This window comes from Mycobacterium sp. E1386 (assembly GCF_001672745.1).
In the GTDB taxonomy this organism is placed as follows: Bacteria; Actinomycetota; Actinomycetes; order Mycobacteriales; family Mycobacteriaceae; genus Mycobacterium.
In genome coordinates, this window is the sequence record NZ_LZKH01000169.1 from 1 (window position 1) to 13734 (window position 13734).

The following is a 13734-nucleotide window of genomic DNA, read 5'->3' on the forward strand; positions in this document are numbered from 1 at the left end:
ATGGTCGCCTGGTGCTGCGGGGTGGGCGGCACCAGCAGGTAGGGCGTGCCCGCGAACTCCACCAGCCCGAGGTTGATCCCGGGCGTCAGCTGGCTGGCGAACTGGCTGGCCGCCTCCTCGGCCGCCTTGAGCCGATTCGGTGCGACGTCGGTGGCCCGCATGGACTGCGACATGTCGATGACCAGGACGACGACCGCGCGGTTGAGCGGGATCCGGACATCGGAGGTCGGCCCGGCCATCGCGGTGGTCAGCAGCACCAGCGACACGGCGAGCAGGATGGTCGGCAGGTGCCGCCACCGGCTGGGGTGCGCCGGTGCGACCCGCTCGAGCACCTCCATGTTGGCGAACCGCAGCACCCGCCGGCGGCGGGCGAACTGCAGCACGACGTAGAGGCCCAGGACCAGCAGAACGAGCAGCAGGAACAGAAAGAACCACGCGTTCTGAAAGCCGGTGACCGAGACGGGGCCCAGCAGGGGCAACTTCATGTGCAGCCACACTATGCGCCAACTGTGGACCGCGCACGGCCCGCCGGGTCAGCCGGCGACGAGGTCGCGGCGCTGCGTGAACTTGATGTCGAGGCTGCGGAGGTGGGTCTGCAGCCCGGCGTCCTGGATCGGGATCAGGTGGGCGGGCTGGTCGGTCTCGTTGTAGTGGGCGTGCCACATGCCCGGCGGCGTGGTGAAGGCGCAGCCGGCCCGCCAGTCCACCCGGGTCGGGTCGACGATGTCGCCGTGCTCGTCGAGGCGGGTGCCCAGCAGCGTGTAGCAGCCGCTGGCCGGCGCGTCGAGGATGAGGTCGAGGGCGACCGACTGGTGCCGGTGCGGGCGCTGCACCTGGTTCGGGGGCAGCACGCCGAACATGGCCCACAGGACGTGGGTGATGGTCAGCGTCTGTTCCTGGTTGGCGTTGGCCAACAGCACGCTGACCCGGCTCTTCTCGTTGGCGCCCGGGCGCGACGCGATCTCCTCCAGCTTGGCCACCGCATCCGAACGGCGGAACTTGGTCGCGCGGAACCGCGGCTGGGTGGCTTCGGCGCCGAGGTATCGCATCAGCGGCTCGTCGTGCACCCAGTACATGGCCGTGTCGGCGGCGGCGTAGAAGACCGAGTGGGTGCCCGCGGGAAGGGTGAGGAAGTCGCCCTTCTCCCACTGGACGAGGTGGCCGTTGACCGCAGCGAAGCCCCGCCCGTAGAGCACGTAGTACAGCTGCGAGGTGGCGTTGGGGCTGGTGTCGACCTGCTCGCCCGGCCGGATGCGCACGAAGTTCGCCAGCAGCGCTGGGCTGGTCGCCGCGCCGGTCTCGATCTGCAGCTCCTTGGACAGATCCAGTGGGATCACCCCGGTCGGCCGATCGGTGTAGACATCCGCATCGAACCGGGTAACCGGAACCTGCGGGACGTGCCCCGAGCCGATGGGGTTGGCGGCCTTGGAGTACTCGAAGTACTCGGCGTCGGAGGCCCAATCTTGAAAACGACCTTCGAAGCCGTACTCGGCCACGTTGATCATCGGCGCGGGGACCGTCGGATCCAGGTTGGGGGTCAGGGCTGTGTCGGTGACGGACACTTCGTCTCCTTCAACTGCTCGCGGGCTATAGGGGTGCGTCTCATGTCTTTCTCGTATCTATCTTGTATCTCAGTTGTAGCCCTGTCAAGGTTGCCCGTGGTGTACGGTCACCACACTGCTGGGATACGACTTAGCTACCGGAAGGCTGCCGTGGCATCGAGTGACCCGCGGCCGGGCACGGCCAAGGACCGCGCGCTGGATTACGTCAAGACGCGGGTCCTCACCGGCGCGTTCCCGGGCGGGGAACTGATCAGCGAGGGTGACGTGGCCACGGCGCTGGGGATGTCGCGCACCCCGGTGCGCGAGGCCTTCCTGCGGCTGGAGGCCGAGGGGCTGCTGCGCCTGTACCCCCAGCGCGGCGCCCTGGTGGTCCCCGTTTCGCCCGACGAGGTCCGCTCGGTGATGGAGGCGCGGCTGCTGCTGGAGCAGTTCGCCGCCACCAAGGTGGTGGGCCGCGGACCCGCCGCGTGCGCCGCGGTCTTCGAGCGTCTCTCGGGCGAGCTGCACCGGCAGCGCGAGGCCGTCGACCGCGCCGACTGGGCCGAGTTTCTCGACGCCGACCGCGCCTTCCACGCCGTCACGCTGGCCGAGTCGGGCAACGCCATCCTGTCGGGTTTCTATGGGTCTCTGCGGGATCGGCAGATGAGGATGATCGGCGAATCGGCGCTTCGCGACCCGGACCGGGTGACGACGATTCTCGACGAGCACCGCGATATCGCCGAGGCGCTGCGCGACGGCGACGCCCAGCGGGCGCTGCATGCGGTGCAAGAGCACCTGGTCGGCACGGTGCGCGCCATCGGGCTCGCGGCCGACCTGAACTGACTTCCAGACGAATTGTGTTAGAAGTCCGTCTTTTCGGGGAAATCCTTGTCGCAGATGGCGCCCAACCCGGGCGCCGTTAGGACAGGAGCTGAAATGGTCGGATCCATCATCCTCGCCATCATCGTGGGCGCGATCATCGGTGTCGTCGCCCGCCTGGTGATGCCGGGCAAGCAGAACGTCGGCATGATCATGACCGTCGTGATCGGCGCTGTAGGCGGTTTGATCGGCTCGGCGGTCGCCAGCCAGTTCGGATACCACAACGCCAACGGTGGCATCGCGTGGATTCCGTTCTTAATCGGAGTCGGCGCCGCCATCGTCCTCATCGCGCTCTACGAGGCACTGACGGGTCGCCGCACCGGAACGCGCCTCACCCGCTGAGCCGAAAGCTGCGCCGCTCGCCCGCTTTTCGGGCGAGCGGCGTCAGCCTGCGATCAGCACGGCATAACGCGGTTTGATCACGTCGTCGATGATCGCCAGCCGCTCGTCGAACGGGAGGAACGCCGACTTCATCGCATTGATGGTGAACCGCTCGAGGTCGCTCCAGCCGTAACCGAAAGCCTCGACCAGTCGGCACATTTCGAGGCTCATCGTGGTATCGCTCATCAGTCGGTTGTCGGTGTTCACGGTCACCCGGAACCGGGTGCGGGCCAGCAGGTCGAACGGGTGGTCCGCGATACTCTTCACCGCGCCGGTCTGCACGTTGGAACTCGGGCATAGTTCCAGCGGAATTCGCTTGTCCCGCAAAATGGATGCCAGCCTGCCGAGCCGGACCCGGCCGTCGCCGAGGACGTCGATATCGTCGACGATCCGCACCCCGTGGCCCAGGCGGTCGGCGCCGCAGAACGCGATCGCCTCATGGATGGACGGCAGCCCGAACGCCTCCCCCGCGTGAATGGTGAAGCGCGCGTTGTGGTCTCGCATGTACTCGAAGGCATCCAGGTGCCGTGTTGGCGGGTTGCCGGCCTCGGCGCCGGCGATGTCGAATCCGACAACTCCCTTGTCCCGGAACCGGATTGCCAGCGCGGCGATCTCCCGGGACACCGCGGCGTGCCGCATGGCCGTGACCAGCAGCCGCACCACGATCGGCCGGCCCGCGGCGGCGCAGGCCTTTTCGCCGTCGGCGAAGCCGGCCAGCACGGCGTCGACGATCTCGTCGAAGGACAGCCCACGGTCGATGTGCAGCTCGGGCGCGAATCGGATCTCGGCGTAGACGACCGAGTCGGCGGCCAGGTCCTCCACGCATTCGTAGGCGACCCGATGCAGAGCGTCGGAGGTCTGCATCACCGCAACGGTGTGCGAGAACGGCTCCAGGTAGCGCTCCAGCGAGCCGCTGTGCGAGCGGGTGCGAAACCAGGTCGCCAGCTCGTCGACGTCGGTGGTGGGCAGCCCGTCGTAGCCGGTCTGGCCGGCGATCTCGACCACGGTCGACGGGCGCAGCCCGCCGTCGAGGTGATCGTGCAGCAGCGCCTTGGGCGCCTTCTTGATCTGCTCGAGGCCCAGGGGTGTGGTCACTTGACGATCCGATCGATGATCAGCGGGCGCGAGACCGGTGGCGTGTCGCCGACGCTGTAGCCGCCGTCCAGTTCGGCCAGCGCCGCGGCGAAGCGCTCCGGCGCGTCGGTGTAGAGGGTGAACAGCGGCGCACCGGCCGCGACCGGTTCGCCGGGGCGGCGGTGGATCCGGACGCCGGCGCCGGCCTGCACCCGTTCGCCCGGACGGGACCTGCCCGCACCGAGCCGCCAAGCCGCCAGCCCCACTGCCATCGCGTCGATATCGCCCATTGTGCCGCCCCGGGGGGCGGTCACGGTGTCGGAATGCGCACCGATCGGCAACGGAACCGACAAATCGCCGCCCTGGGCGGCGATGAGCCGGCGGAACCGGTCCATCGCTGTGCCGTCGCGCAGCGTCTCGGCGGGGTCGCGACCGTCGACCCCGGCCAGCTCGAGCATCTCGGCGGCCAGCCGCAACGTCAGCTCGACCACGTCGGGCGGGCCGCCGCCGGCCAGCACGTCCAACGACTCTTCGACCTCGAGGGCGTTGCCCACGGTCGCGCCCAGCGGGCGGTTCATGTCGGTCAACAGCGCGCGGGTGGGCACCCCGTGCGCCGCACCCAGCTCGACCATGGTGTGGGCCAGTTCGCGGCACCGGTCCCCGGAGCGCAGCAGCGCCCCGGCCCCGACCTTCACGTCGAGCACCAGCGCGCCGGTCCCCTCGGCCAGCTTCTTGCTCATCACCGAGCTGGCGATCAGCGGCAGCGACTCGACGGTGGCGGTGACGTCGCGCAGGGCGTACAGCTTGGCGTCGGCCGGCGCCAGCTCTCCGGCCGCGAAGATGGCCGCGCCGACACCGCGGAGTTGGTCGCGCACCCGCCGGTTGGACAACGCGGCGGTGAAGCCGGCGATGGACTCGAGCTTGTCCAGGGTGCCGCCGGTGTGCCCTAGCCCCCGCCCCGACGCCTGTGGCACCGCGGCGCCGCAGGCGGCCACGACGGCCACCAGGGGCAGCGTGATCTTGTCCCCGACGCCCCCCGTGGAGTGCTTGTCCACGGTCGGCACCCCCAGGTCGCGGAAGTCGAGCCGCTCGCCGGACGCCAGCATCGCCGCGGTCCAGCTGGCGGTCTCGCCGCCGTCCATGCCGCGCAGGAAGATCGCCATCAGCAGCGCCGACATCTGCTCCTCGGCGACCCGGCCGCGGGTGTAGGCGTCGATGACCCATTCGATGGCGGCGTCGGACAGCCGGCCGCCGTCGCGCTTGGTTCTGATCACCGTGGGCGCGTCGAATGTGTAGTCGGTCAACGGGGTTCCCGCGGCAGGTCGGCGCTGAAGGCGTCGGGCAGGAGCTCGCCGAGCCGGCGCGGCCCGGCCGGATGATCGACCAGCAGGTCGGGGCCGCCGTGCTCCAGCAGCAGCTGGCGGCACCTCCCGCACGGCATCAGCGGCGCCCCCAGCCCGTCGACGCAGGCCAGCGCGATCAGCCGGCCGCCTCCCGTCGCGTGTAGGGCGCACACCACACCGCATTCGGCACAGAGACCAAGGCCATATGAGATGTTTTCCACATTGCAGCCGGTGACCACGCGCCCGTCGTCGACCAGCGCGGCCGCGCCCACCGGGAACCGCGAGTACGGCGCGTAGGCCCCCGCCGCAGCGCTGATTGCCTTGTCGCGCAACATGTTCCAATCGACATCAGGCATATCGCAACCCCGCTCAGCTTTTGCCACGTCAGACGGCCAGCCTAACCCTGACACGTCACTTCGCTTGGCGGACTGTGCGGCGCAGGCGGTCCGCCGGCCGGGTTAGGCTGAACTGCCCCGATGTCAGAAGGCGGTGAGGACTGGGTGACCACACAGGCGACAACCGCGGATCCGGCAAAAGAATCTGCACCCTCGCGCAAGCGGCGTCCACCCCGAACCCTGTATCGGGGCGACCCGGGCATGTGGTCGTGGGTGTTGCATCGCATCAGCGGCGCGACCATCTTCTTCTTCCTGTTCGTCCACGTGCTGGACGCCGCGATGCTGCGGGTCAGCCCGCAGACCTACAACGCGGTGATCCACGACTATCAGACCCCGGTCGTCGGCCTGATGGAGTACGGGCTGGTGGCCGCGGTGGCATTCCACGGGCTGAACGGCATCCGCGTCATCCTCATCGACTTCTGGTCCGAGGGCACCCGCTACCAGAAGCTGATGTTTTGGATCGTCGGCGTCGTCTTCCTGCTGCTCATGGTTCCGGCCGGGGTTGTCACCGGCATCCATATCTGGGAGCACCTCCGATGAGCTCCCCGGACCTGCAACTGGGCCGGGGCCAGGTCGCGCCGGTGCACCAGCGCAGCCACGACCGGCCGGCCAGCCTCGACAACCCGCGCTCGCCGCGGCGCCGGGCCGGCATCCCCAACTTCGAGAAGTTCGCGTGGCTGTTCATGCGGTTCTCCGGGGTCGCGCTGATCATCCTGGCCGTCGGGCACCTGTTCATCATGCTGATGTGGGACAACGGCGTTTACCGCATCGACTTCAACTACGTGGCGCAGCGCTGGGCCTCGCCGTTCTGGCAATTCTGGGATCTGGCGCTGTTGTGGCTGGCGCAGCTGCACGGCGGCAACGGCCTGCGCACCATCATCGACGACTACAGCCGCAAGGACAGCACCCGCTTCTGGCTCAACAGCCTGCTGCTGCTGTCGATGGGTTTCACGTTGGTGCTCGGCACCTACGTGCTGGTGACATTCGACCCGAACATCGGAGGCTGACCGGTGATCCAGCAACACCGCTACGACGTGGTGATCGTCGGCGCCGGCGGCGCCGGCATGCGCGCGGCGGTGGAAGCCGGCCCACGCGTGCGGACCGCGGTGCTGACCAAGCTCTACCCCACCCGCAGCCACACCGGCGCCGCCCAGGGCGGGATGTGCGCGGCGCTGGCCAACGTCGAGGACGACAACTGGGAATGGCACACCTTCGACACCGTCAAGGGCGGCGACTACCTCGCCGACCAGGACGCGGTGGAGATCATGTGCAAGGAAGCCATCGACGCGGTGCTCGACCTCGAGAAGATGGGCATGCCGTTCAACCGCACCCCCGAGGGCCGCATCGACCAGCGCCGGTTCGGCGGGCACACCCGCGAACACGGTAAGGCCCCGGTGCGCCGGGCGTGTTATGCCGCCGACCGCACCGGCCACATGATCCTGCAGACCCTGTATCAGAACTGCGTCAAGCACGACGTGCAGTTCTTCAACGAGTTCTACGCGCTGGACCTGGTTTTGACGCAGACGCCGAGCGGCCCGGTGGCCACCGGCGTGGTGGCCTACGAGTTGGCCACCGGCGAGATCCACGTCTTTCACGCCAAGGCCGTGGTGCTGGCGACCGGCGGGTCGGGCCGGATGTACAAGACCACCTCCAACGCGCACACACTCACCGGTGACGGCATCGGGATCGTGTTCCGCAAGGGACTTCCCTTGGAGGACATGGAGTTTCACCAGTTCCACCCGACGGGCCTGGCCGGGTTGGGCATCCTGATCTCCGAGGCCGTGCGCGGTGAGGGCGGCCGCCTGCTCAACGGGGAGGGCGAGCGGTTCATGGAGCGCTACGCGCCGACGATCGTCGACCTGGCGCCGCGCGACATCGTCGCCCGCTCGATGGTTTTGGAGGTGCTCGAAGGCCGCGGTGCCGGCCCGCACAAGGACTACGTCTACATCGACGTCCGTCACCTCGGCGAGGACGTGCTCGAGGCCAAGCTGCCCGACATCACTGAATTCGCCCGCACCTATCTGGGCGTGGACCCGGTGCACGAACTGGTCCCGGTCTACCCCACGTGTCACTACGTGATGGGCGGCATCCCCACCACGGTCACCGGACAGGTGTTGCGGGACAACACTTCTACGGTGCCCGGCCTGTATGCGGCCGGCGAATGCGCGTGCGTGTCGGTGCACGGGGCCAACCGGCTGGGCACCAACTCGCTGCTGGACATCAACGTCTTCGGCCGTCGCGCCGGGATCGCCGCCGCGGACTACGCCGACGGGCACGACTTCGTCGACATGCCGCCCAACCCCGAGGCGATGGTGGTCGGCTGGGTCGGCGACATCCTCAACGAGCACGGCAACGAGCGCGTGGCCGACATCCGCGGCGCGCTGCAGCAGTCGATGGACAACAACGCCGCGGTGTTCCGCACCGAGGAGACGCTGAAGCAGGCGCTCACCGACATCCATGCGCTCAAGGAGCGTTATTCCCGAATCACCGTGCACGACAAGGGAAAGCGCTTCAACAGCGACCTGCTGGAGGCCATCGAGCTGGGGTTCCTGCTGGAGCTGGCCGAGGTCACCGTGGTCGGCGCGCTGAACCGCAAGGAGTCCCGGGGCGGGCATGCCAGGGAGGACTACCCGAACCGCGACGACGTCAACTACATGCGCCACACCATGGCCTACAAGCAGGGCACCGATCTGCTGAGCGACATCGCGCTGGACTTCAAGCCCGTCGTGCAGACCCGCTACGAACCGAAGGAACGGAAGTACTGATGACTGCAGGCGAGTCTGTCGAGCCCCGCGTGGAGCCGCCACTTCCGCCCATCCCCGAGGGCGCCGTGCTGGTGACTTTGAAGATCGCGCGGTTCAACCCCGACAATCCGGACGCGTTCGCGGAAACCGGTGGCTGGCAAAGCTTTCGGGTGCCGTGCCTGCCCAGTGACAGGCTGCTCAACTTGCTGATCTACATCAAGAGCTACCTGGACGGCACGCTGACCTTCCGGCGGTCCTGCGCCCACGGGGTGTGCGGCTCGGACGCGATGCGCATCAACGGTGTGAACCGGCTGGCCTGCAAGGTGCTGATGCGCGACCTGCTGCCCCAGAAGAAGGGCAAGCAACTGACCATCACGGTGGAACCCATCCGTGGCCTGCCGGTGGAGAAGGACCTGGTGGTCAACATGGAGCCCTTCTTCGACGCCTACCGCGCGGTCAAGCCCTACCTGGTCACCAGTGGGAATCCGCCGACGCGGGAACGCATTCAGAGCCCCACCGACCGTGCCCGCTACGACGACACCACCAAGTGCATTCTGTGCGCGGCCTGCACCACCAGCTGTCCGGTGTTCTGGCACGAGGGCAGTTACTACGGCCCGGCGGCGATCGTCAACGCGCACCGCTTCATCTTCGACAGCCGCGACGAGGCGGCCGCCGAGCGCCTCGACATCCTCAACGAGGTGGACGGCGTGTGGCGGTGCCGCACCACGTTCAACTGCACCGAGTGCTGCCCGCGCGGCATCCAGATCACCAAGGCGATCCAAGAGGTCAAGCGCGCGCTGATGTTCACGCGCTAGGCCTCCGCGGAAACATCCACCACAGAAGCACCGCGTCGATACCATTACCCGCTTCCCGAATTTGATATCGCGGGTGATATCGAGTTCGAAAGTCGCCCAATGGTCGGAAAGCCCGTCACAGTTTCGCGACCTGTCTCGTCTGAGGGGTATGACACAGAAAACTCGCATCGAGCCCCTGTCCCCCCGGCGTGCCGGGCTGCTGACCCGCGTGATGTACCGGATCGCCAAGCGGCGTTACGGTCAGGTCCCCGAGCCCTTCACCGTGACGGCCCACCATCGCAAGCTGATGATCGCCGGCGCCGTGCACGAGACGATGCTCGACCGGGCGTCCAAGGCGTTGCCGGTCAGCGTGCGGGAGCTGGCGGTGTTGTGGACCGCGCGCAGCGTGGGCTGTTCCTGGTGCGTCGACTTCGGGTCGATGTTGCAGCGCCTGGACGGCCTCGACATCGAGCGGCTCAAGGAGATCGACGATTACGCCACCTCGTCGGCATTCACCGACGACGAGCGCGCCGCGATCCGCTACGCCGACGCGATGACGACCGACCCGCACACCGTCACCGACGAGCAGGTCGCCGACCTGAGGGCCCGGTTCGGCGATGCCGGTGTGATCGAGCTGACCTATCAGATCGGCGTGGAGAACATGCGGGCCCGGATGAACACCGCGCTTGGCATCACCGAGCAGGGCTTCAACTCCGGGGACGCCTGCCGCGTGCCGTGGGCTAGCGAGGCCGCAGCGGAGAGCCGGTGAACTTGTCCGGGTTGGCGATATCCCAAAGCGCGCAGACCTTTCCGTCGCGCACCGTGAACACCGTGATCCGCGGCAGCATCTCCCGGTAGCCGTCAGACGCGGGGCAGCCGGCGGTGTAGACGCCCAGTTCGCCGTTGACCAGCCCCAGCTGATACGAGGTGAACATCGCCGGTCCGTAGCGCTGCGCCAGGCCCAGCATGAACCGCACCACCTTGTCCGGGCCGTGGATGGTCTGAACGGCCGTGGGCGCCTTGCCATTCGAATCGCCGGTGAAGGTGACGTCGGGGTGCAGCAACGAGACCACGGTGTCCAGGTCGCCGGCGGCCATGGCGGCCAGCAGCCGGCCGACCACCTCGTCGTGCGTCGGGTCGGGCTTGGGCGGCGGCTCAGCCGTGACGGCCTTGCGGGCCCGCGACGCCAGCTGCCGGGCGCCGGCCTCGCTGGTGCCCAGCACGTCGGCCACTTCGGCGAAGGGCACCGCGAAGCCGTCATGCAGCACGAAGGCGACCCGCTGATCGGGCGACAGGCGTTCGAGCACCACCATCGCCGCGTACCGGGCGTCCTCGCGGGCCACCACGGCGGCCAGTGGATCCGTGGGGTCGAGGCCGGTCACCACCGGCTCCGGCAGCCAGTTGCCAGTGTAGGTCTCGCGCCGGTGCGCGGCCGAGCGCAGCTTGTCCAGGCCCAGCCGGCTCACCACCGTGGTCAGCCATGCCCGCGGATCGGTGATCGCGGCTTTCTGCCCGTCGAAGCGCAGCCAGGCTTCCTGAACGATGTCCTCGGCGTCGGCCATGGTGCCGGTGAGCCGGTAGGCGACCGCCATGAGATGCGGCCGCAGGGACTCGAATTCGCTGACCTGCTGCGCTGCGGTCATAACGCGAGCCTAGCGTGGTGACGGCGAGCGCCGGAACGGCGCGAGAAAGGAACCGCGCCATCGAGCCGAGCGCTACGCTCACGGTCAAGATGACAGAACACCTGTGGCTGCACTTCGCCCGGCACGGCTCCGGCATCACGCCGCCGGTCATCGTGCGCGGCGAGGGCGTGCGGATCTTCGACGACCGCGGCAAGAGCTACCTCGACGCGCTGTCCGGGCTGTTCACCGTGCAGGTCGGCCACGGCCGCACCGAGCTCGCGGAGGTCGCGGCGCGGCAGGCGAGCACGCTCGCGTACTTCCCGCTGTGGGGTTACGCCCACCCGGCCGCGGTGGAACTCGCCGAGCGGCTGGCGGGCTACGCCCCGGGCGACCTGAACCGGGTGTTCTTCACCACCGGTGGCACCGAGGCCGTCGAGACCGCGTGGAAGCTGGCCAAGCAGTACTTCAAGTTGACCGGCAAACCCGGTAAGCACAAGGTGATTTCGCGGTCGATCGCCTATCACGGCACCACCCAGGGCGCCCTCGCGATCACCGGCCTGCCGTCGTACAAGGCGCCGTTCGAACCGGTGACGCCCGGCGGATTCCGGGTGCCCAACACGAACTTCTACCGGGCGCCCGAACCGTTCGCCAACGACCCCAAGGCGTTTGGCCTATGGGCCGCCGACCGGATCGCGGAGGCGATCGAGTTCGAGGGCCCGGCGACCGTCGCCGCGGTGTTCCTGGAACCGGTGCAGAACGCGGGCGGCGCCATCCCCCCTCCTCCGGGCTATTTCGAACGGGTGCGGCAGATCTGCGACGAGTACGACGTGCTGCTGGTCTCGGACGAGGTGATCTGCGCGTTCGGCCGCATCGGGTCGATGTTCGCCTGTGACGACTTCGGCTACGTGCCCGACCTGATCACCTGCGCCAAGGGGCTGACATCGGGCTACTCGCCGCTGGGCGCGATGATCGCCAGCGAGAGGCTGTTCGAGCCGTTCAACGACGGCACGACGGTCTTCCCGCACGGCTATACCTTTGGCGGACACCCGGTTTCGACGGCCGTGGGGCTGGCCAACCTGGACATCTTCGAGCGCGAGGGACTCAACGACCGCGTCAAGCAGCACGCGTCCGCCTTCCGCGCCACCCTGGAGCGGCTGTACGACCTGCCCATCGTCGGCGACGTGCGCGGCGAGGGCTACTTCTACGGCATCGAACTGGTCAAGGACAAGGCGACCAAGGAAACGTTCACCGCGGAAGAGTGTGAGCGGCTGCTGCACGGATACGTGTCGCCGGCGCTCTTCGAAGCGGGCCTGTATTGCCGCGCCGACGACCGCGGCGATCCCGTCGTCCAGGTGGCGCCGCCGCTGATCAGCGGTCAGGCCGAGTTCGACACCATCGAATCGGTATTGCGCGGCGTGCTCGCGGAGGCGTCCAACAAGCTTTAGCCCCGCTTCACCGCGTCGGCCGCGATCAGAACCTCCCGGGAGTGCGCCGCCGTCGGGTTGCTCACCATGCGCGTCACCGCGTTGCAGAGCCAGGTGAGCGCCTCCCGCAGGCCGGCGTCGGTCGTGGCGTCACGATGCTGCCGCAGTTCGCTCAGCACGCCTTCCAGCCCGGAGCGGCGGACCTGCGTTGCCTTCTCGACTTCCTTGATCAGCCGCGGCAGCGACCGCGGAGCGTCGCTGTTTCGCCGCAACCGGGACCAGAAACGATCGTTGTGAATGGCGCGCCCTCGGGTTCGGGGGAGATTCGTTGCCGTCACGCTGACGGCATGCCCAGCGTAGTGGCTCGGCGGCGTTCCCGCGCGGTCCGGCGCTCTCGCAACTTCCGTATCACCAGTCACAGCGCGGCTCCCTCGAATCGGGCCCGCGATCGCCTAGTCTGCACAAGCAATGAACTTCCTACGTCCCGCATCGTGCCTGGCAGCGGCCGTTTTCGTGATCGCCGCTCCGGTGACGCTGGCCGCGCCCGCGGCGTTGCCCACCGCCGGCGCCGAGCCCGGCGCCGGACCCAACGCCGCCCCCGCGAACTGCCCCTTCAAGGTGAACACCCCGCCCGCGGTGGATTCGTCGGAGGTTCCCCAGGCCGGCGACCCGCCGATCCCGCTGGCGGTGCCCCCCAAGCCGGTCGGCGGCGAGGCGCTGGCCGGCTGCGGCATCGTCGCCGCGCCCGATACGCCGGCGCTGCCCACCGACGTCTCCGCCGACGCGTGGCTGGTGGCGGACCTGGACAGCGGCGCGGTGATCGCCGCCAAAGACCCGCACGGCCGGCACCGGCCCGCCAGCATCATCAAGGTGCTGGTCGCGATGGCCGCCATCAATGCGCTCAACCTGAACAAGTCGGTGCCCGGCACCGCCGACGACGCGGCCGCCGAGGGCACCAAGGTCGGTGTCGAAGAGGGCGGGGTGTTCACCGTCAACCAGCTCCTGCACGGCCTGCTGATGCACTCCGGCAACGACGCCGCGCACGCGCTGGCCATGCAGCTCGGCGGAATGCAGCAGGCGGTGGAGAAGATCAATGTGCTGGCCGCCAAGCTCGGCGGCAAGGACACCCGGGTGGCGACGCCGTCCGGGCTGGACGGGCCCGGCATGAGCACCTCGGCCTACGACATCGGCCTGTTCTACCGGTACGCCTGGCAGAACCCGACTTTCGCCGACATCGTCGCGACGCGGACGTTCGACTTCCCCGGCCACGGCGACCACCCCGGCTACGAACTGGAAAACGACAACCAGCTGCTCTACAAGTACCCGGGCGCCCTGGGCGGCAAGACCGGTTACACCGACGACGCCGGCCAGACCTTCGTGGGCGCCGCCAACCACAACGGCCGCCGCCTGATGGCCGTGTTGCTACATGGGACGCGGCAGCCGATCGCCCCATGGGAGCAGGCGGCGCACCTGCTGGACTACGGTTTCAGCACGCCGCAGGGCACCCAGGTCGGCAACCTGATCGAACCCGACCCCT

The 13734-nt window shown here is 68.5% G+C and carries 15 protein-coding genes and 1 pseudogene; 9 read left to right on the plus strand and 7 right to left on the minus strand.

Annotated elements, in window-relative coordinates:
* Both A5709_RS16735 and A5709_RS16740 read right to left on the minus strand, forming a co-directional pair.
* Positions 1-485, minus strand: a 485-nt coding sequence (locus tag A5709_RS16735) for a VWA domain-containing protein (RefSeq protein WP_156768082.1), incomplete at its 3' end; no start/stop codon positions are given.
* A 48-nt stretch (positions 486-533) separates the two neighbouring features.
* Positions 534-1505, minus strand: coding sequence for a cupin (locus tag A5709_RS16740; protein WP_067943813.1), 972 nt, complete (start codon positions 1503-1505; stop codon positions 534-536).
* A gap of 207 nt (positions 1506-1712) precedes the next feature.
* On the opposite strand from A5709_RS16740, the gene A5709_RS16745 reads away from it, so the two are divergent.
* On the plus strand, positions 1713-2384 hold the full coding sequence (locus tag A5709_RS16745; protein ID WP_068120872.1) for a GntR family transcriptional regulator: 672 nt from the start codon (positions 1713-1715) through the stop codon (positions 2382-2384).
* 93 nt (positions 2385-2477) lie between these two features.
* Positions 2478-2762, plus strand: coding sequence for a GlsB/YeaQ/YmgE family stress response membrane protein (locus A5709_RS16750; RefSeq protein WP_068120874.1), 285 nt, complete (start codon positions 2478-2480; stop codon positions 2760-2762).
* Positions 2763-2804: 42 nt separating this feature from the next.
* Here A5709_RS16750 and A5709_RS16755 read toward each other — a convergent pair whose 3' ends face one another.
* From A5709_RS16755 to A5709_RS16765, 3 genes are read right to left on the minus strand one after another with little or no spacing between them, the layout of a single operon-like run.
* A complete protein-coding gene (locus A5709_RS16755) occupies positions 2805-3896 on the minus strand; it encodes an adenosine deaminase (RefSeq protein ID WP_068120876.1) in 1092 nt (363 codons plus the stop codon).
* Positions 3893-5179, minus strand: coding sequence for a thymidine phosphorylase (locus A5709_RS16760; RefSeq protein WP_068120878.1), 1287 nt, complete (start codon positions 5177-5179; stop codon positions 3893-3895). Before A5709_RS16760 ends, A5709_RS16755 begins: the two co-directional genes overlap by 4 nt.
* The gene (locus tag A5709_RS16765) at positions 5176-5574 is read right to left on the minus strand and encodes a cytidine deaminase (RefSeq protein WP_068011393.1); all 399 of its coding nucleotides are present in this window, start codon (positions 5572-5574) and stop codon (positions 5176-5178) included. Before A5709_RS16765 ends, A5709_RS16760 begins: the two co-directional genes overlap by 4 nt.
* Positions 5575-5814: 240 nt before the next feature.
* Here A5709_RS16765 and sdhC point away from each other — a divergent pair, with 240 nt between their 5' ends.
* The 5 genes and pseudogenes from sdhC to A5709_RS16790 all read left to right on the plus strand — a co-directional run.
* Positions 5815-6153, plus strand: coding sequence for a succinate dehydrogenase, cytochrome b556 subunit (gene sdhC / locus A5709_RS16770; protein WP_068011394.1), 339 nt, complete (start codon positions 5815-5817; stop codon positions 6151-6153).
* A complete protein-coding gene (locus tag A5709_RS16775) occupies positions 6150-6620 on the plus strand; it encodes a succinate dehydrogenase hydrophobic membrane anchor subunit (protein ID WP_068011395.1) in 471 nt (156 codons plus the stop codon). Before sdhC ends, A5709_RS16775 begins: the two co-directional genes overlap by 4 nt.
* Before the next feature lie 3 nt (positions 6621-6623).
* Positions 6624-8378, plus strand: coding sequence for a succinate dehydrogenase flavoprotein subunit (sdhA, locus tag A5709_RS16780; protein WP_067943790.1), 1755 nt, complete (start codon positions 6624-6626; stop codon positions 8376-8378).
* Complete coding sequence (locus A5709_RS16785; protein ID WP_068120880.1) at positions 8378-9172, plus strand: succinate dehydrogenase iron-sulfur subunit; 795 nt, start codon at positions 8378-8380, stop codon at positions 9170-9172. Before sdhA ends, A5709_RS16785 begins: the two co-directional genes overlap by 1 nt.
* 136 nt (positions 9173-9308) lie before the next feature.
* Positions 9309-9920: pseudogene (locus A5709_RS16790) on the plus strand (carboxymuconolactone decarboxylase family protein); the annotation flags it as partial.
* Here A5709_RS16790 and A5709_RS16795 read toward each other — a convergent pair.
* Positions 9892-10794, minus strand: coding sequence for a sigma-70 family RNA polymerase sigma factor (locus A5709_RS16795; protein ID WP_068120884.1), 903 nt, complete (start codon positions 10792-10794; stop codon positions 9892-9894). The pseudogene A5709_RS16790 and the gene A5709_RS16795 overlap by 29 nt on opposite strands.
* Before the next feature lie 59 nt (positions 10795-10853).
* Here A5709_RS16795 and A5709_RS16800 point away from each other — a divergent pair, with 59 nt between their 5' ends.
* Entirely contained in the window at positions 10854-12218 is a 1365-nt protein-coding gene (locus tag A5709_RS16800; RefSeq protein ID WP_082974073.1) for an aspartate aminotransferase family protein, read from the plus strand.
* Here the strand turns inward: A5709_RS16800 and A5709_RS16805 are convergent.
* Complete coding sequence (locus A5709_RS16805; protein WP_068120889.1) at positions 12215-12439, minus strand: hypothetical protein; 225 nt, start codon at positions 12437-12439, stop codon at positions 12215-12217. The two genes, A5709_RS16800 and A5709_RS16805, sit on opposite strands and share 4 nt — an antisense overlap.
* Before the next feature lie 226 nt (positions 12440-12665).
* Here A5709_RS16805 and A5709_RS16810 point away from each other — a divergent pair.
* A partial coding sequence (locus A5709_RS16810; RefSeq protein ID WP_068120886.1) for a D-alanyl-D-alanine carboxypeptidase family protein occupies positions 12666-13734 on the plus strand: 1069 nt, incomplete at its 3' end.

Coding starts and splice junctions, on each gene's coding strand:
- sdhC (WP_068011394.1), top strand. CDS start 5,815: ATGTGGTCGTGGGTGTTGCATCGCATCAGCGGCGCGACCATCTTCTTC.
- A5709_RS16775 (WP_068011395.1), top strand. CDS start 6,150: ATGAGCTCCCCGGACCTGCAACTGGGCCGGGGCCAGGTCGCGCCGGTG.
- A5709_RS16785 (WP_068120880.1), top strand. CDS start 8,378: ATGACTGCAGGCGAGTCTGTCGAGCCCCGCGTGGAGCCGCCACTTCCG.
- A5709_RS16765 (WP_068011393.1), bottom strand. CDS start 5,574: ATGCCTGATGTCGATTGGAACATGTTGCGCGACAAGGCAATCAGCGCT.
- A5709_RS16740 (WP_067943813.1), bottom strand. CDS start 1,505: ATGATCAACGTGGCCGAGTACGGCTTCGAAGGTCGTTTTCAAGATTGG.
- A5709_RS16750 (WP_068120874.1), top strand. CDS start 2,478: ATGGTCGGATCCATCATCCTCGCCATCATCGTGGGCGCGATCATCGGT.
- A5709_RS16795 (WP_068120884.1), bottom strand. CDS start 10,794: ATGACCGCAGCGCAGCAGGTCAGCGAATTCGAGTCCCTGCGGCCGCAT.